Origin of the sequence: Xanthomonas sp. CFBP 8445 (assembly GCF_025666235.1) — a bacterium.
GTDB lineage: Bacteria > Pseudomonadota > Gammaproteobacteria > Xanthomonadales > Xanthomonadaceae > Xanthomonas_A > Xanthomonas_A indica.
On sequence record NZ_CP102594.1, the window covers coordinates 3,519,915 to 3,545,973 of the forward strand.

Below are 26,059 nucleotides of genomic sequence, written 5' to 3' on the forward strand. Positions count from 1 at the left end.
ACAGTCGCGGCCCCTGCGATGGCGAAGCGCTATGCTCAGGGCATGGCCATCCATTCCGACGCCAGCGACGACCTGCGGCTGTTCCAGACCGGCCAGCACGCGTGCGGCTACTGGCCCGAGCGGCAAGCCCGCGACCTGGTGCTGGACCCGCACGACCCGCGCCTGGGCGCGCTGTATCCGCTGGCGTTGAGCTGGGGCTTCCGCCGCTCCGGCGACCTGGTCTATCGCCCGCACTGCGACCACTGCCGTGCCTGCGTGGCGGTGCGCATCCCGGTCGAGGACTTCGTACCCGATCGCAGCCAGCGCCGCTGCCTGGCGCGCAACGCCGATGTCGAGGTGCGCATCGTCGCCGCCGAACGCAGCGAGGAACAGCTGGCGCTGTACCAGCGCTACCTGCAGCATCGCCATCCCGGCGGCGGCATGGACGATCACGGCGCACACGAGTTCGACCAGTTCCTGATCGGCCGCTGGTCGCACGGGCGCTTCCTGGAACTGCGGCAACGCATGCCGGATGGAAGGCGTGGGCCGCTGCTGGCGGTGGCCGTCACCGACATCGCCGCACAGGCGCTGTCGGCGGTCTACACCTTCTACGACCCGGACGCCGGCGCGCGCGGCCTGGGCACGCTGGCGATCCTGCAGCAGATCGCCTGGGCGCGACGCGACGGCCTGCGTCATCTGTATCTGGGCTACTGGATCCGCGGCCACCAGAAGATGGACTACAAGCGCCGCTTCCGGCCGTTGCAGGCCTACGACGGCCGCCACTGGCGCGACTTCGACGACTACCTGCGCCAGCTCGGCGGCTAGCCCACGGCAACCGATACCGCGCTGCCCAGCCGCTGCCGCCGCACGTCGCCGCGCCATCGTGCGGACATGCAGCGCATGCGAAACTTGGCGCATGACATCACGCCTCCTCCTGCTCGCCCTGACCCTGCTGTGCGGCGCCTGCGCGCACACCGCTCCCACCGCCCCTGCGATGACCGACGCCCCCGCGCCAGCCGCCACGACGCTGCGCTTGGCCACCTACAACACCTCGCTCAATGCCGACGCACCCGGCGGCCTGATCGCCGCGCTGCAGGGCGACAGTGCGCAGGCACGCAAGATCGCCGCGGTGCTGCAGCAGGTGCGACCTGACATCGTGCTGCTCAACGAGTTCGACTACGACGACGCGCACCGCGCCGCCGACCTGTTCGAACAGCGCTACCTGGCGGTACCGCAGCCGCATGGCGGTGCGGCGCTGCGCTATCCCTACCGCTACCTGGCGCCGGTCAATACCGGCGTGCCCAGCGGCCTGGACCTGGACAACGACGGCCACGTCGGCGGCGAAGGCCGTGCGCGCGGCAACGACGCCTGGGGTTTCGGCCTGCATCCCGGCCAGTACGGCATGCTGCTGCTGTCCAGGTACCCGATCGACACCGCGGCGGTGCGCAGCTTCCGCCTGTTCAAGTGGAGCGCGATGCCCGACGCGCTGCGCCCGGTCGATCCGGCCACCGGCCGCTTCTTCCACAGCGACGCGGTGTGGGCGCAACTGCGGCTGTCGTCGAAATCGCATTGGGACGTGCCGGTGCGTACCCCACTGGGCGTGCTGCATGCGCTGGTGTCGCATCCGACCCCGCCGGTGTTCGACGGCGCGGAAAAACGCAACGCCGCACGCAACCACGACGAACTGCGGCTGTGGCGCGACTACCTGGACGATGCCGGCAGCGGCAAGGCGCGCTGGCTGTGCGACGACGCCGGCCGCTGCGGCGGACTGGCCGCCGATGCGCAGTTCGTGATGCTCGGCGACCTCAACAACGACGTGATCGACGGCGACGGCCGCCACGACGCGATCCGCGCCCTGGTGACGCATCCGCGCGTGCTGCAATACCCCACCCCGCACAGCGCCGGCGGCGAAGAGACCACCCGCGCCTACGCGGCCACCGGCATCGACCATCGCGGCCCGCCGCAGCAGGTCACCGGCGATTTCGGCCCCAAGGCCGGCACCATGCGCCTGGATTACGTGTTGCCGTCGCGCAACTTCCGCTACCTGGACAGCGGCGTGTTCTGGCCGGCGTCCAGCGATCCCGCCGCCGCCATCGCCGACGGCAGCGACCACCATCTGGTCTGGGTCGACGTCGCCGCGGGGCCGTAAGCGCGGCGCACCCCGCGCGGCCCTTGCAGCGCCCCACAGGCGGCCGATCGGCCGCCTTTTCTTTTTGCCACACCAGCCGCCATGTCCCCAGGGGCTGGCTTGCCGCCAGTGCAACTGCATCGATCGCCTGGCCGAAGGCGCCACGGGCATGTGAACTACCCGCCTTTCGGCAACACCGGCGGACCAGGGCCGCGCCGCAGACGTTCCGCGCCACGCGCCGGCATCGGCCTTGATCCAGATCAAGGGCAACACCGCGCCGACGCGGTCCAATGCCTTCCGCACCCGGTCGGGATGCGCAAGCGGAAGGCGAGCATGCGAACGCAACAGTTGCAACAGGCGCTGGAAGGCCTCAACGGCGCCACCGCCGACATCGAGGCCTCGGCGCTGATTTCCCTGGACGGGCTGATGATCGCCTCGGCGATGCCGCAGGGCATGGACGAGGACCGCGTCGGCGCGATGTCCGCGGCGCTGCTCGCGCTGGGCGAGCGCAGCGCGCGCGAACTGGCGCGCGGCGCGCTGGAGCGGGTGCTGATCCAGGGCGAGTCGGGCTACGTGATCATGAGTGCGGCCGGCCGCGAGGCGGTACTCACCGTGCTGGCCAAGCCCAGCGCCAGGCTGGGCCTGGTGTTCCTGGACATCAAGCGCGCCGCGCAGGCGCTGCAGCAGATCCTGTAGGGGGCCGCCATGCCGCTGCCGCCGATGGATCCGCCGCACGAGCCGCACCGCAGCACCGAACTGCGCTACCACGACGGCAGCCGCCGCACGGTGTACTGGAGCGAACGCGAGGTGGCCTACCCGGACGGGCGCCTGATCGTTTCCCGCACCGACCTGGACGGCATCATCACCCACGCCAACGACGCCTTCGTCGAACTCAGCGGCTGGCCGCGCGAACTGCTGATCGGTGCGCCGCACTGCATCCTGCGCCACCCGGAGATGCCGCGGCGTGCGTTCCGCGCACTGTGGGAGACCGTGCTGGCCGGCGACAAGTGGCACGGCTACGTCAAGAACCTGCGCCGCGACGGCGCCTGCTACTGGGTCTACGCCACCGCGCTGCCGAACGTGCGCGACGGCCGCGTGGTCGGCTTCACCTCGGTGCGGCGCAAGCCTTCGCGGCGACGCATCGACGCGCTGCAGCCGCTGTACGCGCAATGGCTGCAGGACGAGCGTGCGGAGACGCCGGCATGAGCCATACGTTCCTGGTCGCGCCGGACTTCGCGCCCGAATACTTCGGCGGCTGGTACCTGCTCAGCACGGTGTTGCAACGCCGTGCCGGCATCGGCCTGCGCCTGCTGATGCCGGCCGACGCCACCGAACAGCGGCAACTGCTGGACGGCGGCGGCGTCGACCTGGTGTACGCCAGCCCTTTCGACGCCAGCGCGCTGATCCGCCACCGCGGCTATCTGCCGCTGGTGCGGCCGCGCGGGCACGCCGACGAGGTGGTGATCGCCACCGCGGCCGAGGCGCCGGCGCGTTGCGTGGAAGACCTGCCCTACGGGTGCCGCATCGCCCTGACCGCCAACCACGACGTGCGCCTGATCGGCCTGCGCCTGCTGGAGCCGGCCGACCTGGAGCCGGAACGCATCGCCTGGCGTCCGGCCAGCAGCTATGCCGCAGTGGCACGGCTGCTGCTCGAAGGCGAAGCCGACGCCGGCCTGTTCCTGGCCACTGCCTACCACGGCCTGTCGCGGCTGACCCGCGCGCGGCTGCGCCCGCTGGTGGAAAGCGCGCTGTGCGACATCGGCCACGTGCTGTTGGCGCATCCGCGCCTGGGCCCGCAACTGCCGGTGCTGCGCGAGGCCCTGCTCACGCTCGGCGATGCCGCGCACCGCGACGACCAGGCGGTGCTGGACGCGCTGGGCCTGGAGCGCGGCTTCGAGGCGATGGCCACGGAGGACGCGGAATTCATGATCGACCTGATCGACACCCTGCTGGACTGAGGCGCCCATGGCCACCACTCCCGCTCGCGATCCCGCACGCCTGGTGATGCGTACCCATGCCCGCGCCCTGCTGCGCGATCCGCGCGACGCCGCCGCGCACCTGGCGCGGCTGCACGCCGCGCTGCAGTTGCACGACAACGAACCGACCCAGGGCGTGCTCGCCGACCTGTTCGTGGCCCTGCCGCGGCACGACGTCGCCCTGCGCCAGTTGGCGCTGCAGATGGCCGCGGCGCATCTGCCGCCGCACGTGGCCGAGGCCTTCCAGCGCCACAGCCAGGGGCATGCGCTGCTGCCGATCAACGCCCTGGCCACACGCTGGAGTGTGCTGGCGCGGCCGTCGGCCGACGTGCCGGCGCGGGTGCGCCGGGCCAGCCCGGACCATTCTCGGCGGATGGTGCGCGAGGTGGTGGACGCGCTGTGCGACGGCGCGCCGATCGCCGCGGCGCGCTGCGAGCGCGAGTTCCTGGACTACTGCATCAGTTGCCAGGACAAGCTCGCCTTCATGCTCGCCACGCGCGAACTGCGCCGCCACGCACTGGCCCTGGGCGACCGCTGGGACCGTACCGCGCGCTGGCTGCAACAGCGCGAACCGTTGGGCGGCCGCAGCGTCGACGCCCTGTCCTTTTCCAGCGCGAGTGCGCCGCGATGACTGCCCCCGGACCGACCAGCTCCGAACCGACCTGGCTGATGCCGACCCCGCACGGCGTGCTGCACGGCTTCGCCAGCGCCACGCCCGACCGCATGCAGCGCGCGCTGCAACTGCTGCTCGGTGCGCACGGTGCGTTGTCGCTGCAGGAATGGCGCCAGCGCGTGGGCGGCGACGCGCAGCGCCTGCTGCAGGACGCGCGCGACCAGCAATGGGTGCAGTTACTGCGGCGCGCCGTGCCGGGCCCGGAAATCCGCCTGGACGATTTCGCCCAGCACGTGATCGCGCCGCTGTCGGCCGAACGCCGCGCGGTGCTGGCCTCCGACAGCGGCTTCTGCCTGGGCCATGCCGGCCTGGACCAGGAGCAGGCCGAGACGCTGAGCGTGGCCGCGGCGGACTTCTCCGGCTTCGCCCAACGCCAGAGCGCGCGCGGCTGGCACGGCGCGCACCGCTACGTGGCGTTCTACAGCGAGCCGCAACTGCTGCTGCCGGATTGGTCGTTCGTGCCGTTCTGGGTCGACGGCGCCGGCTACTGGCTGGTGCTGGGCGGCGAGGCGCTGCTCAACAACCTGGCGATGGTGGAACTGGTGTGGAGCATCCGGCTGGCGGCGGCACGGTTTGCGCCGCCGGCCTGAGCGGCCGGGATTGGGGATTCGGGATCGGGGATGAAAAAGCGGGCTTGTCTTGCGGCCCGCTTTTCCCGTGCGCGAAGTTTCAGGCGTCGAGGTCGATGGTGAGGGCGGCGGCGGCGTCGCGGGCGGTCTGGCGCGCCTGTTCGATGTCGGCGCCGCGGGCCAGGGTCACGCCGACGCGGCGGTGGCCGTGCACGCTGGGCTTGCCGAACAGGCGCAACGCGGTGTCCGGCGCCTGCAGGGCGGCGTCGACGTTGCCGAAGCGCGGCACGCCTTCGCCGTGCGCCAGCAACGCGCACGAGGCCGACGGGCCGTTCTGGCGGATGGCGGGAATCGGCAGGCCGAGGATCGCGCGCGCATGCAGGGCGAACTCGCTCAGCTCCTGCGACACCAGGGTGACCAGGCCGGTGTCGTGCGGCCGCGGCGACACTTCGCTGAACCAGACCTCGTCGCCCTTGACGAACAGCTCCACGCCGAACAGGCCCCAGCCGCCGAGATCGTCGGTGACCGCGCGGGCGATGTCCTGCGCCCGCTGCAGGGCCAGCGCCGACATCGGCTGCGGCTGCCAGCTCTCGCGGTAGTCGCCGTACTTCTGCCAGTGCCCGATCGGATCGCAGAACGCGGTGCCGCCGGCGTGGCGCACGGTCAGCAGGGTGATCTCGTAGTCGAAGTCGATGAAGCCCTCGACGATGCAGCGGCCGGCGCCGGCGCGGCCGCCGGTCTGCGCGTACTCCCAGGCCGCATCGATGTCGGCGCCGCTGCGCAGGGTGCTCTGGCCCTTGCCGGAGGACGACATCACCGGCTTGACCACGCACGGCAGGCCCACCGCGGCGATCGCTTCGCGGTACTCCTCTGGCGTATCGACGAAGCGATACGGCGAAGTCGGCAGGCCCAGGGTCTCGGCGGCCAGGCGGCGGATGCCTTCGCGGTCCATGGTCAGCCGCGCCGCGCGCGCGGTCGGAATCACCCGCTGGCCGAGGTCGCGCTCCAGCGCCACCAGGGTTTCGGTATGGATCGCCTCGATCTCCGGCACGATCAGGTGCGGCTGCTCGCGCGCGATCAGCTCGCGCAGCGCCATCGCATCGAGCATGTCGACCACGTGGCTGCGGTGCGCGACCTGCATCGCCGGCGCATCGGCGTAACGGTCGACCGCGATCACTTCCACGCCGAAGCGCTGCAGTTCGATCGCCACCTCCTTGCCCAGCTCGCCGGAGCCGAGCAGCAGCACGCGGGTGGCGGAAGCGGACAACGGGGTTCCCAGAGTGACCATGGCGGCGGCGCCTGCGCGGAGAGGGGGCACCATTCTAACGGCCCGGCGCCCCGCGCCGGCAGCGCAGCGGCCGTGCCATCGCCGGCACGCAGCGAAGTGCTATCTTCTGCAGCGTCACTGGGGATGTCGCCATGCACGCACGCAGCGCCGAAAACCGCCACGGCACGCCCTGCCGCACCGCCGGGGAGTGCCCATGCAATCGCTGATGCCGGCCGAGGCGTACATCGACGAGGCCTGGTTCGCCCGCGAACGTACCCAGCTGATGATGCCGCTGTGGCAGTTCGTGGCGCCGCGCATGCTGCTGGACAAGCCCAACGCCTTCGTGCGCCGCTCGGTGTGCGGGGTGGATGTGGTGGTGCAGAACATCGACGGCGAACTGCGCGCCTTCGACAATCTGTGCCTGCACCGGCAGAACCCGCTGCAGCAACAACCGCAGGGCGTGCGCCCGCTGGTGTGCAGCTACCACGGCTGGCGCTACGGCGCCGACGGCGGCGTGGACAACATCCCCTTCCAGGACGATGCCTACCGCCTGGCCCCGGAGGCGCGCGCCTGCCTGCGGCTGCGCCGCTTCGCGGTGGCCTGCATCGGCAAGCTGGTGTTCGTGAACCTGTCGGCCGCGCCGATGCCGCTGGAGGCGCAGTTCTCGCTGGAGGCGCTGGAAATGCTGCGCGCCGCCTCCGAGCAGTTCGACGACGAAGTGCTGGTGGCGACCTTCGAGGCCAACTTCAACTGGAAGCTGGCCTACGAGAACCTGCGCGACGCGCTGCATCCGCGCTTCGTGCATGCACGCACCTTGGCGCAGCAGGTCAAGTTCCAGGTGCAGATGGACGATGCCGGCATCGCCGAGGCGCGCCGCTACCACGCCGAGGGCAGCGCCTCGCGCGAGGCGCACCTGGCGCGCCTGCGTGAGTTCAGCAGCGGCGGGCTCAACGAGCCGCTGCTGGCGATGGCGCACTACCCCTGGCACGCGCACGTCGAACGCTTCGGCACCGACGACTGGTATCTGAACTGGCTGCTGTACCCGAACCTGCACATCGCCTCGGGCTCGGGTGGCTATTCCTTCATCATCGAGCACCACCAGCCGGTGTCGGCGCAGCGCACCGACCTGCTGGTCTACTACGTCACCGCACGCAAGAAGCATCGCTATCCGGGTTCCGACGCGGTGCTGCTGGGGCATCTGCACGGCGCCGAGAAGGTGCTGCGCGAGGACATCGACATCATGGAACAGGTGCAGTCGGGACTGCGCGCCGGCGCCCCGCGCGCCGTGCTGGGCGACTACGAGCACGCCAACATGCAGATCGAACGCTGGTACATGGACGTCATGGAGGGCCGCCATGTCCTCTGAAAAATACGTGGTCGGCAGCGGTGCGCTGCTGCGCTGGGCGCTCGCGGCCTGGGCCGAGGCGGCGCCGGACTGCGTGCTGCACCCGCTGGACGTGGCGCAGGGCAAGGACTACCGCTTCGACCTGGATGCCCTGCATGCGCTGGCCGACACCGGCGCCACCGCCTTCGTCGCCTGGGGCGCGCAGTTCCTCAACTTCCGCCGCCAGGAGCTGATGGGCGAACTCAAGGCGCGCGGCTTCAAGATGCCGCCGCTGATCTGCCGTGGCGCGCAGGTGGCGGCCAGCGCGCGCGTCGGCGAGAACTGCGCGATCGGCGCCGGCGCCATCGTCGATGCGCACTGCGACATCGGCTTCAACGCCTGGATCGGCGCGGCGGCGGTGCTGGAATCGGCGGTCAAGGTCGGCGCCTCGGCGTGGATCGAGGCCGGCGTGACGCTCGGTGCCGACGCGCAGATCGGCGCCCAGGCCACCCTCGGCCGGCAGGTCGACATCGGCCCCGGCGTACGCATCGGCAAGCGCTGCCAGATCGAGATCCCCGGCCGCTACCGCAACGACATCGCCACCGGCACCCACCATCTCAGCGGTTTCCGCACGCCGGTGCTGATCCTGGGCGGGTGAGTGGTCGCCGCTTGCAGGCGGCGGGATTGGGGATTAGGGATTCGGGATTGGCAAGAGCGGGTCAATGACGGGCTGACACCGTGCCGACTGCCCGCTGCCAGCCGGGGACATTGCCCTCCAACTTGCATTCGACGACCTCGGCCAGGCAGCGACCGGCTCGCTCTCGCAGTGACTTTCACTTCGAAACAACCAGATCCGGGATTCGCGCAAGCAAACCCCTTTGCCCGTCGCGTGCCTAGCGTCTACCAATCCCGAATCCCGAATCCCGAATCCCGGCCCTCTTGCAGCCTGATATCAATTTGATATCTTTTCATCCAACCACCCAAGGACGTCCACCATGAAAGAGCAGCCCCGTTCCTCCCTGCCCGGCATTCCGATGATCGTGGGTCTGGTCCTGGTGTTCGTGGCCGGGGCCGGCGCGATCGTTGCCACCGGTGTGCTGCAGCCGTCGGCGATGGCGTGGACCCTGCTGGTCGCGATCCCGGTGCTGACCATCGCGCTGTTCCTGGTGGTCGGCCTGTACGCGCTGGAACCGAACCAGGCCGCGGTGCTGAGCCTGTTCGGCCGCTACGTGGGCACGGTCAAGGATCCTGGCCTGCGCTGGAACAATCCCTTCTTCAGCAAGCGCAAGGTCAGCCAGCGCGTGCGCAACTTCGAGAGCGGCCGGCTCAAGGTCAACGAACTGGACGGCAGCCCGATCGAGATCGCCGCGGTGATCGTGTGGCAGGTGATGGACGCGTCCGAGGCGGTCTACAACGTCGACGACTACGAGAGCTTCGTGCATATCCAGTCCGAGGCGGCGCTGCGTGCGATGGCCACCAGCTATCCCTACGACCAGCACGAGGACGGGCAGATCTCGCTGCGCAGCCACCCCAACGAGATCAGCGAACAGCTCAAGCGCCACCTCGACGAACGCCTGACCCAGGCCGGCGTGGACGTCATCGAGGCGCGCATCAGCCACCTCGCCTACGCCCCGGAAATCGCCCAGGCGATGCTGCAGCGGCAGCAGGCCAACGCGGTGATCGCCGCGCGCACCCGCATCGTCGCCGGCGCGGTGGGCATGGTCGAGATGGCCCTGGCCGAACTGCAGAAGAACGGCGTGGTCGAGCTGGACGAGGAGCGCAAGGCGCACATGGTCAGCAACCTGCTGACCGTGCTGTGCTCGGACCGCGGCACCCAGCCGATCGTCAACGCCGGCTCGCTGTACTGACGTGTCCATGAGCATGCACGCCATCGCGCCGCTGGCGCTCGCCCTCTCCGGCCTGCCGGCCCTGGTCATCGCCGCCTGGGTCGGCGGCAAGGGCGACGACCGCGCACGCGGGCTGGGCCTGCGCTGGGTGCTGATCGGCCTTGCGATCCTGATCGGCGCGGCGGCGCTGTACTGGACCGGCGGCCAGCGCGCCGGCGTCTATGCGGTGGCGATCGCGCTGCTGCTGACGGTGAACGCGCTGATCGTGTCGATGCTGCTGCACCTGCGGCGCAGCGACGCCGCGCGGCAGGAGCGGTCATGAGCGAGAAGAAGGCCTACCCGCTGCGCATCAACGCCGACGTGCTGGCGGCGGCGCAGCGCTGGGCCGACGACGAACTGCGCAGCCTCAACGCGCAGATCGAGTACGTGTTGCGCGACGCGCTGCGCAAGGCGGGCCGGCTGCCCAAGCCCGGCGACGACAAGGAACGCACATCATGAGCAAGCGCTGGGAATATCTCACCGTCGAGGCCAAGACCACGCTGATGCTGGGCCTGAAACTGGACGAACTGCAGGCAGATCTGAACAAGCACGGCAAGCTCGGCTGGGAACTGGTCAACGTCCTCACCCTGCCGGGCACCAAGCCGCTGATGATGTTCAAGCGGGAGGTGTGACATGCATCCGCATCGGGTTCTCGCGCCTGCACGGGTGGCGCTGCGCCCGCGCTCGGCGCTGGCAGCGGCCGCCGGCGCGCTGCTGGATCGCCTGCAGGCCGGCGGCCTCGCCGCGGTCGAAGCCGACCAGCACCGCGATCCCGCCCTGAACCACCTGCGTATCGCCCGTCGCGATGCACCCGGACCGGCCGCGTACGCGATGCCCGACCGCGTCGTCCCGGCCCTGATCGCCGATGTCGTCGCCTGCGTCCGCGCCCTGCCCGCCACCCACGGAGCAACGCCATGAGCCGACCGCGATCCACGTCGCCCTCGCCGGCACGACAGTATCCGGTGGCACCGGCGCATCGGCTGGGCCTGGCCGTGTGGCTGTGGCTACCGCTGCTGCTCGTGGCCGCGGTGATCGGCGCCTTTGCGCTGCACGCCGCACGGCCCGGCGCGCTCTGGTGGCATTTCGGGTTATTGGCTCTGATCGGTGTGGCCGGCACCGCCACCTTCGCGCGGCAGCGCGTGCTGTTGCGCGACGGCCTGGTGGAAATACGGGCGACCTTCCTGACCAAGCGCGTGCCGCTGGCTGCGCTGCGCCTGGAGGCCGCGCGCGTGGTCGCGCTGTCCGAGCACACCGGCTTCAAGCCGGCATTGAAGCTGTTCGGTTTCGGCTACCCCGGTTTCCACGCGGGCTACGTCCGGACCCGCGACGGGCACAAGGCGTTCTGCCTGATCACCGGCGATCGCGTGCTGGCCGTACCGCTGCACGAGGGCGGCTGGCTGCTGCTCAGCGTCGAACAGCCCAGGCAGGTGCTGCAGGAATGGCAGACGCTCTCGGCGCAGGCGCCCGGCGGCGAAGGGACACCCCGCGCGGCCCGCCGCCTGGCCTGAGTCCGACACGCGTCGCCGGGTCGTCGCTGTTGCGACCGGCCGCACAGGGCACGACATGCTGCGCGCGGTGCGGCAAGCTCTCGCGGTTCGCACGCGTCCAGTACGTCGAGGAGGCCAAGTCGGACGTTCTGGCGTCTGCAAGACGATATGCTGGAACACCAGCCGCGCTCGTCCTCGTCGCCAGCCGCGCGCGTCACGACGACGACGACGTCGCCCTCCACATGACGCCTCGAGGATCGGCCCGATGGACGACGCAGCGCCCCGCGAGATTCCCGCCACCGCCCCGGCGCTGCCGCCGACGCTGTCGGCGCGGCTGCACGGGCTGCACTGGCACCGCAATCTGGTCGGCGAAGCCGGCGCCCAGGTCTACCGGCTCGACGGTGCCGGCACGCCGGATCTGTACCTCAAGCGCGGCACCGGCATCTCGCACGACGAGGTGGTGGCCGAGTTCGCACGGCTGCACTGGCTGCGCGGGACAGGCTACGTGCCGCGCGCACTGCATTTCGAGGCCGACGCCGCTGGCGCCTGGCTGCTGAGCGAAGCGTTGCCGGGCAAGACCGCCTACCAGTGGCTGCAGGACGCGCCCGCGCAGGCCGAGCGCATCGTGCAGGCGCTGGGCGAGTTCCTGCGTCGCTTCCATGCCGTGCCGATCGACACCTGTCCGTTCGACGCCCGTCACCCGCTGCGCCTGGCCGCGGCGCAGCGCCGGCTGCACGCGGGCCTGGTCGACACCGAGGACTTCGACGCGGCGCGTGCCGGCTGGTCGGCGGACGCAGTGTGGCAGGCGATGACCGCGCTGCTGCCGCTGGCCGACGAACGCGTGCTGTGCCACGGCGACTATTCGCTGGACAATATCCTGCTCGACGCGGCGGACCACGTCGTCGGGGTGATCGATCTCGGCCGCGCCGGCATCGCCGATCCGTACCAGGACCTGGCGATCCTGGCCAATTGCCTGGACGAGTTCGGCTCGGCGCTCGCCGACCGCTTCTTCGCCGCGTACGGCATCGCCACGCCGGACCGCAAGCGGCTGCAGTTCCACCAACTGCTCGACGAGTTCTTCTGAGCCGCGCCTGCCGCATCGCGCGCGGTGCAGCAGGAGCGCCCGGCGACTGGCCGCCCGCGGTGCTTGGCTCTACCCTGTGCCCATGCGCACCGTTCCCAACCTGCTGCTCAACACCGAGACCATCGAACTGCTGCCGGCCGCGCGGCTGCGTGCCCGCAGCAATGCCGACGCGCGCCAACTCGCGCAGGCGACCTGGCTGCTGCGGCGCAAGCACGACGGGCGCTACCTGGCGACCGCGAACGCACACGGGCTGCACGCGCTGGTGCCGCGGCTGATGCACGAGCCCGGCATCGAGGCGGCACTGGATCGGCTCGACGCGCTGCCCGCACGCGGCGCACCGGGCGGCGCCGACGCCTGGTTGCCGCTGCACGCACTGCAGGCGCAACTGGACCAGTTGGGCCTGGCCGCCGACGCCTACGCGCAGCGCAGCGGCCTGCCGCTGCAGCCGGAGCCGGCCACCCTGCACGCGGCCGGCAACGACCGCTACCGGCGCCCGCTGTGGCTGAGCGCGGGTGCCGCACGCGCCTGGCACGCGCTGCGCCGTGCCGCCGCGCGCGATGGCGTGGTGCTGGAGGCAATCTCCGGCTATCGCAGTCACGCGTATCAACTGGGCATCTTCGCGCGCAAATTCGCCCGCGGGCAGACCCTGGAGCAGATCCTCGCGGTCAATGCCGCACCGGGCTTCAGCGAGCATCACAGCGGGCACGCCCTGGACATCGGCACGCCCGGCGAGCCGCCAGCGGAGGAAAGCTTCGAACGCACGCCCGCCTTCGCCTGGCTGCGCACGCACGCCGGCGCCTTCGGCTACCGGATGAGCTATCCGCACGACAACCCGCATGGCATCGTCTACGAACCCTGGCACTGGTGCTGGCAGGAGGCCGCTTGCGCATGATCCGTTCCCACACACGCCGGCCGCGCGCCGGCATCGCCGCTTGGCGGGCACTGACGCTTCTGGCCCTGGCGCTGCCCAGCTGCGCCGCCGCGCAATGGCACGACCGGCAGGGCCAGCCCCTGCCCGACAGCGCCGAGCGCGGGCACGACAAGGCCTTCGCCGCCGCGCTGCAGATCGCCGACGACGCCGACTTCGCCACGTTCGCGCAGGAGTGGGGGCAGACCGAGGCCGCGCATGCGCCGCAGCTGCGCACGATCGCGCGCGTGCATCGCGGCCAGTTGTTGCGCGTGGCGCTGCTGTACTCCGGCTGCGCGCCCAGCCCCAACAACGGCGGCGCCTGCGATGCGCAGATGAGCCTGCGCGTGCTCGGCCCCGACGGCAGCACCACCCTGCAGGATCCGATGCGGCCGCTGGGCATGGGCGGCCCGCCGGCCGCCGCCGGCCTGCTGGAACTGGCACCGCTGTCGGTGCAACTGCGTTTCGAGGACAGCGACCCGCTCGGCACCTACACCGTGCAGGTCACGGTCAACGATCCCAGCCAGGACGCGTGGGTGCGCCTGAAGGCGCCGGTGGAGCTGGTCGGCGACCGCTGAGCGCAGCGCGTTGACCGCCGAGCCGACCAGCGGACACGACGGCTAGCGCGCGTATAGCACCGACACCCTGGGCCGCTGCGGCGACAGCATCGAGCCGCACCGCGTCAACTTCGCAAGGGCAAGGCACTCTTTGCGCATTTATCTGCCGCGGCGCTTGGCGTGCGTCGCACTGTGCCGAAGCGACTCCAGCTCAGCGCCGCAGCGCATCCCCCGCCCACAGCAGCCAGCCCAGCATCAGCGTGGTGCCGCCGATCGGCGCCAGCCGGGTCGGCCACTGCGCCAGTGCGTTGCCGGCCAGGCTGCCGGAGAACAGCAAGGTCCCCAGCAGCAACAGGCACAGCGCAACACGTCCGAGCAGGCGCTCGCTGCGGCGGCCCAGCGCCGCCAGCGCCACGCCGTGGCCGAAGGCGTACAGCGCCGCGGTCTGCAGGTGCGATTGCGCCAGGGGCTCGGCCACGCCGTGCGAGGCATAGGCGGACAGGCCGATGGACACGGCCGCGAGCAGTGCGCCGGCGCTGCACAGCCAGAACGGCCCGCGCGTACGGCGATCGAACGTCAGCATATGCGTTCCCTCCGGGAGCACGGCCGCATTTGCCGTCCCCTATAAACAGAACGCGCCGCAAGATGCGGCGCGTTCCGGTTCACTCGTCCACCAGGGCAGGACTTACTTGATCGCCCAGTAGATGTCGTAGGTGCCTTCCGGCGAGAACGACTTGTCCACCCCGCCCTTCCAGGCTTCGTACGGACGGTCGGTCACGTCGTAGCCGCTGGTCGCGGCCCAGGCACGCAGCGCGTTGCGCGCCGCATCCAGGCCCGCCATGTGGCCGGTGTAGCTGGCGAAGGCGGAACGGTGCGCTTCGGTCCGCACGTAGGTCACCGGGGCGCCCTGCGGGATGGTCACCTTCAGCGGCTCGCCAGCGGCGGCAACCGGGGTGGCATCGACCGGCGCGGCAGCCGCGTCGTCCTTCTTGTCGTCCTTCTTCTCATCCTTCTTGGCGTCGTCCTTCGGCGCGCCACCGGCACGCTTGCGCACCGGCTGGGCGACGTCGAACGCGTACTTGTCGGCGCCGAAGTCGGTGGTGACGATGCGCACCGGACCGGCCGCTTCCAGGCCGTTGGCGTCCATCACCCGCTTGATCCACTCCTGGTTGTCCTTGATGGACTTCTTGATGGAGTCGTTGTCGCGGTCGATGTTGCCGGCGTTGACCACCAGCAGGTCCTCGGCCGGGACGTCGACGACCTTCAGGTCCTTCAGCGGGGTGTCGTCGGAGCGGTAGTCCACGTTCGGCACGGTGGCCAGCACGTTGCTCAGGCGCGACAGGCCCAGCTTGATGTCGTCGCCGACATGGCGGCTGACGTACAGGCCGGCGTAGCGACCCAGCAGGTCCCAACCGTACTTGACGGTGTAGTCCTGGGTGATCTTCACGTTGCGGCCGTTCTTGCCGGTCGACTCGAGCTTGAAGGTGGTGGTCTTGTCCTTGCCCTTGGTCTCGTCCTCGATGGCGATGACCACGTCCTTGTTCTTCTCGGTCGAGGTGATGGTCCAGCTACCCTTGCCGATGTAGCCCTCCTTGGAGCTGTAGTCCAGGCGCGCGCCGACGCCGGATTCCGGGCCGGAGAGCTTCAGCTCGATGCGCGGGTCGCGCAGCACCAGGGGGTTCCAGTCCTTGAACCGACGCAGGCTGTTGACCGTGTCATAGACGATGGTCATGCGCCGATTGGTCTCGACGCTTTCGGACATGTGACGCTCCGAGGGCAGCACCACGCCGACAATGACGAACAGGCCAGCCACGATCCCCAGGGCGATCAGGAACTCGATAATACGGGTCATTCAGGAGGTCTCCGGGGCCGATCCCACGGCCGGGTTGATGAAGCGAAGCGCCCATCCTAGCAGGCTTCGCTGTCCGTGGTCAGCACATCACGGAATGCCGCTTCGCCCCCTGCCGCAACGGGCTTGCGCGGTGCCGGCGACGGCCGCGGGAACGGCGCCGCGGGCAACCAGACCATTGTCCTGACAGCAGCACCGGACAGGCCTGCGCGGCCGGTCCGCGACCGCATCGAAGCGAGCAACGGCGGCACCATCGGGCCGACGGGCGTACCGCAAGACTGCTCGGCCCAGGCCAGACCACTTGCCTGCACGGGACAAGCCTGCCTCGCCTGTGGCGGCACCTCGTGCAAGGCACCCGGCTGCACCGCAGCCGCCCGACATGCGCGTTACCGGTCTCCGCGGGCCGTCATCCTGTCTCGTTCAGACCACCTGCAGCGCCGGGCCGGGCCTCCGGTCCGTCAGACCAGCTGCAGCTCGAACGCCTTCAGCACCGCCCGCGTGCGGTCGCGCACGCCGAGCTTGGAGAGAATGTTGGAGACGTGGTTCTTGATCGTGCCCTCGGCCACGCCCAGCGAATTGGCGATCTCCTTGTTGGAGAAGCCGCTGGCCATCAGCCGCAGGATCTCGGTCTCGCGGTCGGTCAGCGGGTCGGGCCGGTCCAGGCTGACGAAATCGTTGCGCATGTGCTCCAGGCCCGAGAGCAGGCGCTGGGTCACCGCCGGCTGCACCAGCGAGCCGCCAGCGGCCACGGTACGGATCGCGCCCACCAGTTGCTCCAGCGACACGTCCTTGAGCAGATAGCCCTTGGCCCCGGCCTTGAGCCCGGCCAGCACCAGTTGGTCGTCGTCGAAGGTGGTCAGGATGATGGTCGGCGGCAGCGCCGCGGCGCGCGACAGCACCTGCAGCGCCTCCAGCCCGGACATCGAGGGCATGCGCATGTCCATCAGCACCACGTCGGGCAGCACCTGCGGAATCAACTCCACCGCCTGGCGGCCGTCGCTGGCCTCGGCCACCACCTCGATGCCGCCGTCCAGCGCCAGCAGCGAGCGAATGCCCTGCCGCACCAGGGTTTGATCGTCGACCAGGCAAACACGGATCATCACAACACTCCTTGGGGAACGGCGGGCGGCAACAGGGTGGCGGCGCCGGGAACCGCGGCGCGCAGGCGGAAACCCGCGCCGGGCGCGGCGGTCACGTCCAGGCTGCCGCCGTACTGGCTCAGGCGCTCGCGCATGCCGCGCAGGCCGTTGCCGGGGGCCAGCGTCTCGCAACCGCGGCCGTCGTCGCGCGCCTGGATCACCACCTGCGGGCCGTCGCGGCGCACCTCGATCCACAGATTGTCGGCCTGGGCGTGGCGCACCGCGTTGGTGATGATCTCCTGGGTGCAGCGCAGCAACACGTGTGCGCGCTCGGGATCCTCCACGGTCAGCGGCTCCTCCACCTGCAGATGGATCTGCAGCGACGGCACCCGCTCGGCCAGCGGCCGCAGCGCCGCCGCCAGGTCGATCGCGCCGCTGTCGCGCAGCTGGCTGACCGCCTCGCGCACGTCGGTCAGCAGCAGCTTGGCCAGGGTATGCGCCTGCTGCACGTGCTCCTGGGCACGGCCCTCGGTGATGTGGCCGGCCACTTCCAGGTTCAGGCTCAGCGCGGTCAGGTGGTGGCCGAGCAGGTCGTGCAGTTCGCGCGAGATGCGGGTGCGCTCGTTGACCCGGGCGCTCTCGGCCAGCAGCGCGCGGGTGGCGCGCAGCTCGGCGTTGAGCTGGCGCTGTTCCTCCCGCGCCTGGGTCTGCTGGCGCGCGACCAGGCTGGTGACGAAGATGAACATGGAGAAGCCGCCGTACAGCAGCGACTGCATCAGCGCCTCGAACGGCGGGAAGCCAATGGTCAGGTACACCGGCAGCACCGCCAGCTGGCTCAGCAGCAGCCAGGCCACGCCGGCACGTACCGGCAGCAGCCAGGGGATCACCCCCGCCGCCACCATCATCAGGATGCTGCCCAGCCCCGAGCGGTGCAGATAGCCGACCGCCAACGCGCAGATGGTCAGCAGCACCAGCATGCCGCGGTCGTACCAGCGCACGCCGTCGCCGCTGTGCAGGCGCCGGGTCAGCAGGAAATAGACCACGCCGAAGCCCAGGTAGCTGGCCAGCAGCAGCCACACCTCGCCGCTGGGCATCCGTCCCGATTCCTCGACCGGCTCCCAGTACAGGTACAGCAACGGCATGCAGATGACGGCCCAGGTGAACAGGCCGGCATAGCGCAGAACGCGGGTATGGCTGAGGTATCCCAACATGCGGCCATCTTAGGATGAACGGCGCGCATTGCACTCCCACGGAAGTCATGCCGGCGCGGCTCGCCGCCCCGGGTCGCGCGTGCGATAATCCGGCCCGGCGGCCCGCACGGGGCCGCGCGCGCATCAGCAATGGAGTCTCAATGTCGATCGTCATCCGCGACGTGCGCGAGCACGAGCTCGATTCGGTCCTGGCCCTGAACAACAACGCCGGACTGGCGATCCTGCCGCTGGATTCGGCCAAGCTGCACCGCTTCTACGAAACCGCAGAGTACTTCCGCGTCGCCGAGCGCGACGGCAACCTGGCCGGCTTCCTGGTCGGCTTCGGCAGCGACAGCGACCACGACAGCAGCAATTTCGCCTGGTTTCGCGAGCGCTATCCGCAGTTCTTCTATATCGACCGCATCGTGGTGGCCAGCCGCCGCCGCGGCGGTGGCGTCGGCCGGGCGTTCTACGCCGACGTGCAGAGCTATGCCGAGTTGCGCTACCCGCAACTGGCGTGCGAGGTTTTTCTGGATCACGGCGCCGATGCGGCGCTGCTGTTCCATGGCAGCTTCGGCTTCCGCGAAGTGGGCCAGAACACGATGAACGAAGTGGAGGTGCGTGCGAGCATGCTGTTGAAGGATCTGTGCAGTTACACCTGGGTGCGCGAAACCTATGGCGACACCCTGCCCGAGCTGCCCTGGGCCGGCCATGCCCATCGTCTGCAGCGGGCGCAGCGCCCGACCGGGACCTGAGCGTGTCGTCGGTGAATCTGGATTTCGAGCAGGCCGGCGAACTGAAGATCGGCCAGGTCGGCATCGCCAACCTGCGCGTGCGCACGCTGGACGTGGCGCGGCTGAGCCAGGAGATGCGCGAGCGCGTGCAGCGCGCGCCCAAGCTGTTCGGCAGTGCCGCGGTGATCATCGATTTCGGCGGTCTGGCGCAGACCCCGGACACGGCCACCGCGCAGGCGCTGCTGGACGGCCTGCGCGACGCCGGCGTGCTGCCGGTGGCGCTGGCCTACGGCACCCGCGAGATCGAGGAACTGTCGGTGGCGCTGGGCCTGCCGCTGCTGGCCAAGTTCCGCGCGCAATACGAGCGTTTCGACGGTGGCGCAGTCGCCGCCGCGCCAGCGCCGGTCTCGCCGCCGCCCCCGCCTCCGCCGCCGCCCGCTCCGGCGGCGCGGCCGCAACCCGGGCGCATGCAGAAGAACGCGGTGCGCTCCGGGCAGCAGCTGTATGCGGAGAATTGCGACCTGACCGTGATGGCCACCGTCGGCGCCGGCGCCGAGGTGATCTCCGACGGCAGCATCCACATCTACGGCACCTTGCGCGGTCGCGCGCTGGCCGGCGCCCAGGGCAACACCGAGGCGCGGATCTTCTGCCGCGATTTCCACGCCGAACTGGTCGCCATTGCCGGCCACTACAAGGTGCTGGACGATATTCCCAAGGAACTGCGTGGCAAGGCCGTCCAGGTCTGGCTGGAGCAGGACCAGATCAAGATCGCCGCGCAAGACTGACGCGGCCCTACCACGAACGTATCAGGAGATAGTCCTTTGGCTGAAATTATCGTTGTCACCTCCGGCAAGGGCGGCGTCGGCAAGACCACCACCAGCGCGAGCCTGGCCTGCGGGCTGGCGCGACGCGGCAAGAAGGTCGCCGTGATCGACTTCGACGTGGGCCTGCGCAACCTCGACCTGATCATGGGCTGCGAGCGCCGCGTGGTGTACGACTTCGTCAACGTGGTGCACAACGAAGCCACCCTGAAGCAGGCGCTGATCAAGGACAAGCGTTTCGACAACCTGTTCGTGCTGGCCGCCTCGCAGACCCGCGACAAGGACGCGCTGACCCAGGAAGGCGTGGAGAAGGTGCTCAAGGACCTGGTCGCCGACGGCTTCGACTACATCGTCTGCGACTCGCCGGCGGGCATCGAGAAGGGCGCGTTCCTGGCGATGTACTTCGCCGACCGCGCGGTGGTGGTGGTCAATCCGGAAGTGTCCTCGGTGCGCGACTCCGACCGCATCCTCGGCCTGCTCGACTCCAAGACCCACAAGGCCGAGAGCGGCAAGAGCCTGCCCGCGTTCCTGCTGCTGACCCGCTACAGCCCGGCGCGCGTGGAAACCGGCGAGATGCTCAGCATCGCCGACGTGGAGGAGGTGCTCGGCCTGAAGGCGATCGGCGTGATCCCCGAATCCGGCGACGTGCTCAACGCCTCCAACAAGGGCGAGCCGGTGATCCTGGACGGCGAATCGCCGGCCGGCCAGGCCTACGAAGACGCCGTGGCGCGCATCCTCGGCGAGGAACGTCCGATGCGTTTCATCTCCGTGGAGAAGAAGGGCTTCTTCACCAAGTTGTTCGGAGGGTGAGCATGGGACTATTCGATTTTCTCAAGACCAAGAAGAACACCGCCGAAACCGCGAAGAACCGCCTGCAGATCATCATCGCGCAGGAACGCAGCCAGCGCGGCGGCCCGGACTACCTGCCGCTGCTGCAGCGCGAGCTGCTGGAAGTGATCAAGAAGTACGTCAACATCGACGCCGACGCGGTCAAGGTGGACCTGGTCAAGGACGGCGAGCACGACGTGCTCGACATCTCCGTGGCCCTGCCGGAAGGGCCGACGCCCTGAGGCCGCGCGTCGACCGTGGCCGGCGCCGCGGCTGACGCGCCGGTCCAGCCCGGCGCCGCGACGGGCCGTGCCTGCGGTGATCGGGCGCGCCGCCGCGCCCTTTCCCTCCCAACGACGTCCAGACGATGCAGACCGATGCCGCCCTTCCCGCTGCCGCCGCCCAGGTGCTGACCGTGGGCGCGATCGGCCTGGACGCGCCGCGCGCGCTGCTGGCCGGCTACGGGCTGGCCCTGCACCGCGTCGCCGACGGTGCCGCCATTCCCGGCAGCTACTGGGGCGAGCCGGAGGCCGGGGTGATCGCCAGCGACGTCTACGTGCGCGACGATACGCCGGTGCATTCGCTGCTGCACGAAGCCTGCCACCTGATCGTGCTGCCGCCGCAGCGGCGCGCGCAGGTGCATACCGACGCCACCGACTCGGTGGAAGAGGAAGATGCCACCTGCTACCTGCAGATCGTGCTGGCCGACGCCCTGCCCGGCGTGGGCCGCGCGCGGCTGATGGCGGACATGGACGCCTGGGGCTACACCTACCGGCTCGGCTCCACCCGCGCCTGGTTCGAGCAGGACGCCGACGACGCGCGCGCCTGGCTGGCGCAACGCGGGCTGCTGCCGGCACAGGCCTAGCGTTCTTTCCTACGGCGCGGGCGACGACGACGCCGCGCCGTGTGGCTTCAAGGCGCTGCTCAGGTCCAGCGTCGCGTGGGTGCCGCTGCCGGCCAGCGAATCCAGGTGCAGCGCCCAGCCCAGGTGCTCGCACAGCCGCGCGATCAGGTCCAAACCGATGCCGCTGCCCTCGCGGCTGCCGCCGCCGCGCGCCATGCGCATGTAGATCGCGCTGATCTCTTCCGGGCTCATGCCGTGGCCGGGGTCGTCGATGCAGACCACGCCCGGCGCCGGCATGGTGATCTCGATCCGGCCCTTGTCGCTGTTCTCGATGGCGTTGCGCAGCAGGTTGCCGATGGCCACCTGCACGATCGCCAGCGGGGTCAGCACCTCGCACGGCGGCAGCGGCGCCAGCACCAGTTCCAGGCGCTTGTCCGCGCACAGGTGGCGGTGATCCTCGACGATCTCCGGCAGCAACTGGTCCAGCCGCACCAGGTCGTTGCCGCGCGCCAGCCGCGCCGGATCCTTGGCCAGTACCAGCAGCAGCGAGATCAACTGGCCCACGCCGCTGGCGGTGCGGCGGATGCGCAGCAACTGGTTGCGTACGCTGGGCGGCACGTCGTGCTGCTCCAGCGCCAGCTCGGCGGCGCCGCCGATCACCGCCACCGGGGTGCGCAGTTCGTGGCTGGTGCTGTCGATGAAGGCGCGCTCGCGCTCCACGAACAGGTCGTTGCGCGCCAGGTAGTCGTTCAGCGCCTCGGCGATCACCACCTGCTCGGCGCTGGCACGCGGATGCACCTCGATGCGCTGCCCGGGCCGGTCCGGCCGCAGGCTGCCGATGCGCTGGGCCATGTCGATCAGCGGCTGCACCACCCGGCCCATGCCCCAGGCCACCAGCGCGCCGAGCAACAGCACCGCCACCGCGTTGGACACCAGCATCCACAGCGCCAGGTTGTCCTCGTGGTCGTGCAGTTCGGTGATGTCCAGCGCCAGGGCCAGGCGGCGCCCGCGCACGTCCTGCACCAGCACCACCTTCTCGCTGCCTTCCAACTGCACTTCGTCGTGCAGGCCGGGCCCCAGCGCCGCCACGGCCGGTGGCAGCGGCGCGCCGCCCTCGTTGCCGTACAGGCTCACGGTACGGGTGTCGATCCACCGGTAGTCCGGATCGGCGGCGCTGCGCGCCAGGAAGTGGTCCAGCTCGGAGGTCAGCAGCGAGCGCCAGGTGAGCTGCTCGGCCTGGTCGTTGACGATGTAGCCATGCACGAACACCGCCAGCGACAGCAGCGCCGCGTAGCCCACCAGCCACAGGGTCAGCCGCTGCCGCAGCCCGGCCCTAGTCGGCATGCTCGCCCTCGTGGGGGCCGACCACCGCCAGGCGGTAGCCGATGCGCGGCAGGGTGTGGATCAGCTTGGCCGCGAACGGGCCGTCGACGCTGCGGCGCAGGTCGTAGATGTGCGAGCGCAGCATGTCGCCGTCCGGCGGCTCGTCGCCCCACAGCGCCTGCTCCAGGCGGTCGCGGGTGACCGCGGCCGGGCTGGCCTGCATCAGCACCTCCAGCAGCTTGCGGCAAGCCGGGTAAAGGTGCAGGGTGCGCCCGCCGCGGGTCACCTCCAGCGTGGACAGGTCCAGTTGCAGGTCGCCCACCCGCAGCAGCTTGCTGCGGCCGCGGCCGCTGGCGCGCACCAGCAACGCCTCCAGCCGCACTTCCAGCTCCGGCAGCGCGAACGGCTTGGTCAGGTAGTCGTCGGCGCCGGCGCGAAAACCAGCGATCTTGTCGGGCAGTTCGTCGCGCGCGGTCAACATGATCACCGGCACGTCGGCATGGTGCTCCTCGCGCAGCGCGCGCAGCACCTGCTGCCCGTCCAGCCGCGGCAGCATCCAGTCCAGGATCAGCGCGTCGTAGCGCTGGGTGGTGGCCAGGTGCAGCCCGGTGACGCCGTCCGGCGCCGCATCCAGGGTGTGGCCGCGCACCTCGAAGTAGTCGAACAGGTTGGCGACCAGGTTCCGGTTGTCTTCTATGACCAGCAGCCGCATGGGGGCGCTCGAATTCGGGGGACGGACCCGCCCATGCTAGCGGAAGCGTGTCGGAACGCCGTCAGAACGGCGGCGCGTCTTGATCGAATCTCGACAAAACCTGGAAAGGATCCCAACACGACGGTCTCAGGCTGCCCTCCCCGCACGCCACCGCCGAGGCCCGACCGCCCCGTTCCCCAGCTCCTTCTCACCTCCCGGACGCCGCTGGCCCGGCGCTTGCATGACCGCGGCCGTGCGCAACCTTTGCTGAAGCCTCGGCCCTCCCATCCCGCAGTTCCGACAGCTATCCGACACCTGCAACCCGACCATGCCCCCACTTTCCCGCCGCCCCTGGCCGCCTTCGTCGACCATGCTCAGTACGCCCCTGCGATTGTCCGCTGCGGCGGCGCCCTCTATCGGCGCACGCCGGTACTTCTATCTCTCCCACCTGTGGGTGCCGCTGGCGCTGGTGCTGCTGGCCAGCACCGTGCTGATGGGCCTGGGCGGCGATTTCTGGATCGCCGACCTGCTGTATCGCTGGGAAGGCGGGCAATGGGCGCTGAAGGATGCGGCGCTGACCCGTAGCCTGATCCACCACGACGGCAAGATGCTCAGCGCCGCGGCGTGGGCGGTGACCGCCGCGCTGGCGGTGTGGGCGTGGCGCCGTCCCGATGGCCGCCGCTACCGTCTGCCGTTGCTGTACCTGTTGCTGGTGGTGGGACTCAGCACCGGAGTGGTGTCGCTGCTGAAGTCGGTGACCCACATGGACTGCCCCTGGGACCTGACCCGCTACGGCGGCGAGCGGATCTTCGTGGGCCTGTTCGAGACCCGCCCGGCGGGCATGCCGCGCGGGGTATGCTTCCCCGCCGGTCATTCCAGTGCCGGCTATGCCTGGGTGGGGCTGTACTTCGTCGCGCTGGCGCTCAAGCCGGCCTGGCGCTGGCCAGCACTGGCGATCGGCCTCGGGGGAGGCTTGCTGTTCGGTCTCGGCCAACAGCTGCGCGGCGCGCATTTCATGTCGCACGACCTGTGGACGCTGGCCCTGTGCTGGGGCGTGGCACTGGGCCTGTACCGGGCGATGCTGTGGCCGGACGCGATGGCGTCGCAGGCCGATCGGCGCCTCTCCATCACCAACGATTCCGCCGCATGAGCCATCCCGTCGCCCCGCCCTCGCCGTCCACCGCCTCCCGCGCCCGCTGGTGGGCCTGGCGCCCGCAGCTGAGCAACGAGATGCTGGCGCTGGCGGCCAGCGCGTTCTTCGCCCTGGCCTGCAACGGCATGTTCTGGCGCAGCGCGATGAGTGGCCACGCCGGCGACGTGAAGCTGGCGCTGTCGCTGTTCCTGCTGCTGCTGGCGGTGCACGGCCTGCTGCTCGGCCTGCTGCTGTGGCGCGGCATCGCCAAGCCGGTGCTGACGGTGCTGCTGATCACCACCGCGTTCGCCGCGCACTACATGAACAGCTACAGCGTCTACCTGGACGCGGACATGCTGCGCAACGTGCTGGCCACCGACCACAAGGAATCGCGCGAGCTGATGACCCCGGCGCTGATCGCGCCGCTGCTGTTCTACGGGGTGCTGCCGATCCTGGTGCTGTGGCGGGTACGGCTGATCCGGCGTTCGCCGCTGAAGGCGCTGGCGATCCGCGCCGGTTTCCTGGTCGGCATGCTGGCGCTGGGCGGCATCGCCGCGATGCTCTCGTTCCAGGACCTGTCGGCGATGATGCGCAACCATCGCGAGATCCGCTACCTGGCCACGCCGATCAACTACCTGGTCGCGCTGCGGCAGAACTTCAAGTCCGACAACCCCACGCGCAAGGCGCCGAAACTGCCGCTGGAACACGACGCCAAGGCCACCGCGCGCGCGCCGGGCAGCAAGCCGCGGCTGCTGGTGGTGGTGCTGGGCGAGACCGCCCGCGCGCAGAACTGGGGCCTCAACGGCTATGCGCGGCAGACCACGCCGGAGCTGGCCAAGCGCGACGTGATCAACTTCCCCGACATGCACTCCTGCGGCACCAGCACCGAGGTCTCGGTGCCGTGCATGTTCTCGCCGTTCGGCCGCCACGACTACAACGAGAGCAACATCCGCAAGCACCAGTCGCTGCTGCACGTGCTCGAGCACGCCGGCATCGCCACGCTGTGGCGCGACAACCAGTCCGGCTGCAAGGGTGTGTGCGACGGCCTGCAGATCCAGCACCTGGACGACGCCAAGGATCCGCAGCTGTGCAAGGACGGCCGTTGCATGGACGAGATCCTGCTGCAGGACCTGGCCGCGCAGGTGCGCGCCAAGCCTGGCGACCGCGTGGTGGTACTGCACCAGCTCGGCAGCCACGGCCCCAGCTACTTCGAGCGCTACCCGGCCGCGTTCCGCCGCTTCACCCCGACATGCGACACCCCCGACCTGGGCAACTGCAGCCGCGAGCTGATCACCAACGCCTACGACAACACCCTGCTGTACACCGACCACCTGCTGGCGCGCACCATCGACACGCTGCAGGCGATGCCCGACTACGATACGGCGATGATCTACCTCTCCGACCACGGCGAGTCGCTGGGCGAGAAGGGCCTGTACCTGCACGGCGTGCCCTACGCGATCGCGCCGCAGGAGCAGACCCACGTGCCGATGGTGATGTGGTTCTCCCCGGGCTTCGCCAGCGCGCGCGGCCTGGACCTGGCCTGCCTGCAGGCGCGGTCGCGCCGCTACGCCGACCAGGACAACCTGTTCCCGTCGGTGCTGGGCTTGATGCAGGTCAGGACCGGCGTCTACGAGCGCTCGCGCGACCTGTTCGCGCAGTGCGCCAAGCCGCAATGACCGGGCGTCCACGCGCCGCCCTGGCGTGATCGAACACGGCGGCGCGGCCAAGGGC

General features: G+C 70.2%; 32 protein-coding genes. 25 read left to right on the forward strand and 7 right to left on the reverse strand.

Annotated features, from left to right (window positions below):
• Nucleotides 1-42: 42 nt before the first annotated feature.
• From NUG21_RS14955 to NUG21_RS14985, 7 genes are all read left to right on the forward strand, one after another.
• Nucleotides 43-804: an arginyltransferase gene (locus NUG21_RS14955; RefSeq protein ID WP_160947636.1), complete on the forward strand. Its 762-nt coding sequence runs from the start codon at nucleotides 43-45 to the stop codon at nucleotides 802-804.
• A gap of 91 nt (nucleotides 805-895) precedes the next feature.
• Entirely contained in the window at nucleotides 896-2,128 is a 1,233-nt protein-coding gene (locus NUG21_RS14960; protein WP_160947635.1) for an endonuclease/exonuclease/phosphatase family protein, read from the forward strand.
• Between the two features lie 291 nt (nucleotides 2,129-2,419).
• Nucleotides 2,420-2,803: a roadblock/LC7 domain-containing protein gene (locus NUG21_RS14965; protein WP_202405153.1), complete on the forward strand. Its 384-nt coding sequence runs from the start codon at nucleotides 2,420-2,422 to the stop codon at nucleotides 2,801-2,803.
• 9 nt (nucleotides 2,804-2,812) lie between these two features.
• The gene (locus tag NUG21_RS14970; protein ID WP_160947634.1) at nucleotides 2,813-3,313 is read left to right on the forward strand and encodes a PAS domain-containing protein; all 501 of its coding nucleotides are present in this window, start codon (nucleotides 2,813-2,815) and stop codon (nucleotides 3,311-3,313) included.
• Nucleotides 3,310-4,065, forward strand: coding sequence for a PhnD/SsuA/transferrin family substrate-binding protein (locus NUG21_RS14975; RefSeq protein WP_263391284.1), 756 nt, complete (start codon nucleotides 3,310-3,312; stop codon nucleotides 4,063-4,065). Before NUG21_RS14970 ends, NUG21_RS14975 begins: the two co-directional genes overlap by 4 nt.
• Nucleotides 4,066-4,072: 7 nt before the next feature.
• The gene (locus NUG21_RS14980; protein WP_242082222.1) at nucleotides 4,073-4,714 is read left to right on the forward strand and encodes a hypothetical protein; all 642 of its coding nucleotides are present in this window, start codon (nucleotides 4,073-4,075) and stop codon (nucleotides 4,712-4,714) included.
• Nucleotides 4,711-5,346, forward strand: a complete 636-nt coding sequence (locus NUG21_RS14985) for a hypothetical protein (protein ID WP_263391285.1) — start codon at nucleotides 4,711-4,713, stop codon at nucleotides 5,344-5,346. Before NUG21_RS14980 ends, NUG21_RS14985 begins: the two co-directional genes overlap by 4 nt.
• 79 nt (nucleotides 5,347-5,425) lie before the next feature.
• Here the strand turns inward: NUG21_RS14985 and purT are convergent, their stop codons facing one another.
• Entirely contained in the window at nucleotides 5,426-6,613 is a 1,188-nt protein-coding gene (gene purT / locus NUG21_RS14990; RefSeq protein ID WP_263391286.1) for a formate-dependent phosphoribosylglycinamide formyltransferase, read from the reverse strand.
• 193 nt (nucleotides 6,614-6,806) lie between these two features.
• Between purT and NUG21_RS14995 the strand changes: the two genes are divergently transcribed.
• The 11 genes from NUG21_RS14995 (at nucleotide 6,807) to NUG21_RS15045 (ending at nucleotide 13,858) form a co-directional block, all read left to right on the forward strand.
• A complete protein-coding gene (locus NUG21_RS14995) occupies nucleotides 6,807-7,958 on the forward strand; it encodes an aromatic ring-hydroxylating oxygenase subunit alpha (protein WP_019796728.1) in 1,152 nt (383 codons plus the stop codon).
• Nucleotides 7,948-8,574: a DapH/DapD/GlmU-related protein gene (locus NUG21_RS15000; protein WP_160947629.1), complete on the forward strand. Its 627-nt coding sequence runs from the start codon at nucleotides 7,948-7,950 to the stop codon at nucleotides 8,572-8,574. Before NUG21_RS14995 ends, NUG21_RS15000 begins: the two co-directional genes overlap by 11 nt.
• A 337-nt stretch (nucleotides 8,575-8,911) precedes the next feature.
• On the forward strand, nucleotides 8,912-9,784 hold the full coding sequence (locus NUG21_RS15005; RefSeq protein WP_263391287.1) for an SPFH domain-containing protein: 873 nt from the start codon (nucleotides 8,912-8,914) through the stop codon (nucleotides 9,782-9,784).
• 13 nt (nucleotides 9,785-9,797) lie between these two features.
• Nucleotides 9,798-10,085 (forward strand): hypothetical protein, encoded by a 288-nt coding sequence (locus NUG21_RS15010; RefSeq protein ID WP_263393098.1) that lies wholly within the window; start codon nucleotides 9,798-9,800, stop codon nucleotides 10,083-10,085.
• Nucleotides 10,082-10,261 (forward strand): type II toxin-antitoxin system antitoxin, encoded by a 180-nt coding sequence (locus tag NUG21_RS15015; RefSeq protein WP_148828821.1) that lies wholly within the window; start codon nucleotides 10,082-10,084, stop codon nucleotides 10,259-10,261. The genes NUG21_RS15010 and NUG21_RS15015 overlap by 4 nt, the downstream gene beginning before the upstream one ends.
• Complete coding sequence (locus tag NUG21_RS15020; protein ID WP_019798882.1) at nucleotides 10,258-10,434, forward strand: DUF4177 domain-containing protein; 177 nt, start codon at nucleotides 10,258-10,260, stop codon at nucleotides 10,432-10,434. The genes NUG21_RS15015 and NUG21_RS15020 overlap by 4 nt, the downstream gene beginning before the upstream one ends.
• A 1-nt stretch (nucleotide 10,435) precedes the next feature.
• The gene (locus NUG21_RS15025) at nucleotides 10,436-10,720 is read left to right on the forward strand and encodes a hypothetical protein (RefSeq protein ID WP_263391288.1); all 285 of its coding nucleotides are present in this window, start codon (nucleotides 10,436-10,438) and stop codon (nucleotides 10,718-10,720) included.
• On the forward strand, nucleotides 10,717-11,310 hold the full coding sequence (locus NUG21_RS15030; protein ID WP_263391289.1) for a hypothetical protein: 594 nt from the start codon (nucleotides 10,717-10,719) through the stop codon (nucleotides 11,308-11,310). The genes NUG21_RS15025 and NUG21_RS15030 overlap by 4 nt, the downstream gene beginning before the upstream one ends.
• Before the next feature lie 244 nt (nucleotides 11,311-11,554).
• Nucleotides 11,555-12,373, forward strand: a complete 819-nt coding sequence (locus NUG21_RS15035) for an APH(3') family aminoglycoside O-phosphotransferase (protein WP_263391290.1) — start codon at nucleotides 11,555-11,557, stop codon at nucleotides 12,371-12,373.
• A gap of 82 nt (nucleotides 12,374-12,455) precedes the next feature.
• On the forward strand, nucleotides 12,456-13,265 hold the full coding sequence (locus NUG21_RS15040) for a M15 family metallopeptidase (protein ID WP_263391291.1): 810 nt from the start codon (nucleotides 12,456-12,458) through the stop codon (nucleotides 13,263-13,265).
• A complete protein-coding gene (locus tag NUG21_RS15045) occupies nucleotides 13,262-13,858 on the forward strand; it encodes a hypothetical protein (protein WP_263391292.1) in 597 nt (198 codons plus the stop codon). Before NUG21_RS15040 ends, NUG21_RS15045 begins: the two co-directional genes overlap by 4 nt.
• A gap of 190 nt (nucleotides 13,859-14,048) precedes the next feature.
• On the opposite strand, the gene NUG21_RS15050 is transcribed toward NUG21_RS15045, so the two are convergent.
• The 4 genes from NUG21_RS15050 to NUG21_RS15065 all read right to left on the reverse strand — a co-directional run bounded on the left by NUG21_RS15050 (nucleotide 14,049) and on the right by NUG21_RS15065 (nucleotide 17,976).
• On the reverse strand, nucleotides 14,049-14,420 hold the full coding sequence (locus tag NUG21_RS15050; RefSeq protein WP_242082231.1) for a DUF423 domain-containing protein: 372 nt from the start codon (nucleotides 14,418-14,420) through the stop codon (nucleotides 14,049-14,051).
• Between the two features lie 102 nt (nucleotides 14,421-14,522).
• Complete coding sequence (locus NUG21_RS15055) at nucleotides 14,523-15,689, reverse strand: polyketide cyclase (protein ID WP_019797156.1); 1,167 nt, start codon at nucleotides 15,687-15,689, stop codon at nucleotides 14,523-14,525.
• A 455-nt stretch (nucleotides 15,690-16,144) separates the two neighbouring features.
• Nucleotides 16,145-16,786, reverse strand: a complete 642-nt coding sequence (locus tag NUG21_RS15060; protein WP_010341202.1) for a response regulator — start codon at nucleotides 16,784-16,786, stop codon at nucleotides 16,145-16,147.
• Entirely contained in the window at nucleotides 16,786-17,976 is a 1,191-nt protein-coding gene (locus NUG21_RS15065) for a sensor histidine kinase (RefSeq protein ID WP_160947621.1), read from the reverse strand. The genes NUG21_RS15060 and NUG21_RS15065 overlap by 1 nt, the downstream gene beginning before the upstream one ends.
• A gap of 140 nt (nucleotides 17,977-18,116) precedes the next feature.
• Between NUG21_RS15065 and NUG21_RS15070 the strand changes: the two genes are divergently transcribed.
• From NUG21_RS15070 to NUG21_RS15090, 5 genes are all read left to right on the forward strand, one after another.
• On the forward strand, nucleotides 18,117-18,710 hold the full coding sequence (locus NUG21_RS15070) for a GNAT family N-acetyltransferase (protein WP_160947620.1): 594 nt from the start codon (nucleotides 18,117-18,119) through the stop codon (nucleotides 18,708-18,710).
• A 2-nt stretch (nucleotides 18,711-18,712) separates the two neighbouring features.
• On the forward strand, nucleotides 18,713-19,474 hold the full coding sequence (gene minC / locus NUG21_RS15075) for a septum site-determining protein MinC (RefSeq protein ID WP_263391293.1): 762 nt from the start codon (nucleotides 18,713-18,715) through the stop codon (nucleotides 19,472-19,474).
• Between the two features lie 36 nt (nucleotides 19,475-19,510).
• Entirely contained in the window at nucleotides 19,511-20,320 is an 810-nt protein-coding gene (minD, locus tag NUG21_RS15080; protein ID WP_242082234.1) for a septum site-determining protein MinD, read from the forward strand.
• A gap of 2 nt (nucleotides 20,321-20,322) precedes the next feature.
• Nucleotides 20,323-20,580, forward strand: coding sequence for a cell division topological specificity factor MinE (gene minE / locus NUG21_RS15085; protein WP_017910131.1), 258 nt, complete (start codon nucleotides 20,323-20,325; stop codon nucleotides 20,578-20,580).
• A gap of 125 nt (nucleotides 20,581-20,705) precedes the next feature.
• Nucleotides 20,706-21,203, forward strand: coding sequence for a hypothetical protein (locus NUG21_RS15090; protein ID WP_017910132.1), 498 nt, complete (start codon nucleotides 20,706-20,708; stop codon nucleotides 21,201-21,203).
• A gap of 9 nt (nucleotides 21,204-21,212) precedes the next feature.
• Here the strand turns inward: NUG21_RS15090 and NUG21_RS15095 are convergent, their stop codons facing one another.
• Together NUG21_RS15095 and NUG21_RS15100 are read right to left on the reverse strand one after the other, a co-directional pair.
• Nucleotides 21,213-22,526, reverse strand: coding sequence for a sensor histidine kinase (locus NUG21_RS15095; protein ID WP_263391294.1), 1,314 nt, complete (start codon nucleotides 22,524-22,526; stop codon nucleotides 21,213-21,215).
• On the reverse strand, nucleotides 22,516-23,217 hold the full coding sequence (locus NUG21_RS15100; protein ID WP_010340248.1) for a response regulator transcription factor: 702 nt from the start codon (nucleotides 23,215-23,217) through the stop codon (nucleotides 22,516-22,518). Before NUG21_RS15100 ends, NUG21_RS15095 begins: the two co-directional genes overlap by 11 nt.
• Before the next feature lie 349 nt (nucleotides 23,218-23,566).
• On the opposite strand from NUG21_RS15100, the gene NUG21_RS15105 reads away from it, so the two are divergent.
• Together NUG21_RS15105 and NUG21_RS15110 are read left to right on the forward strand one after the other, a co-directional pair.
• The gene (locus NUG21_RS15105) at nucleotides 23,567-24,346 is read left to right on the forward strand and encodes a phosphatase PAP2 family protein (RefSeq protein WP_263391295.1); all 780 of its coding nucleotides are present in this window, start codon (nucleotides 23,567-23,569) and stop codon (nucleotides 24,344-24,346) included.
• A complete protein-coding gene (locus NUG21_RS15110) occupies nucleotides 24,343-26,004 on the forward strand; it encodes a phosphoethanolamine transferase (RefSeq protein ID WP_263391296.1) in 1,662 nt (553 codons plus the stop codon). The genes NUG21_RS15105 and NUG21_RS15110 overlap by 4 nt, the downstream gene beginning before the upstream one ends.
• The last annotated feature ends 55 nt before the right edge of the window (nucleotides 26,005-26,059 follow it).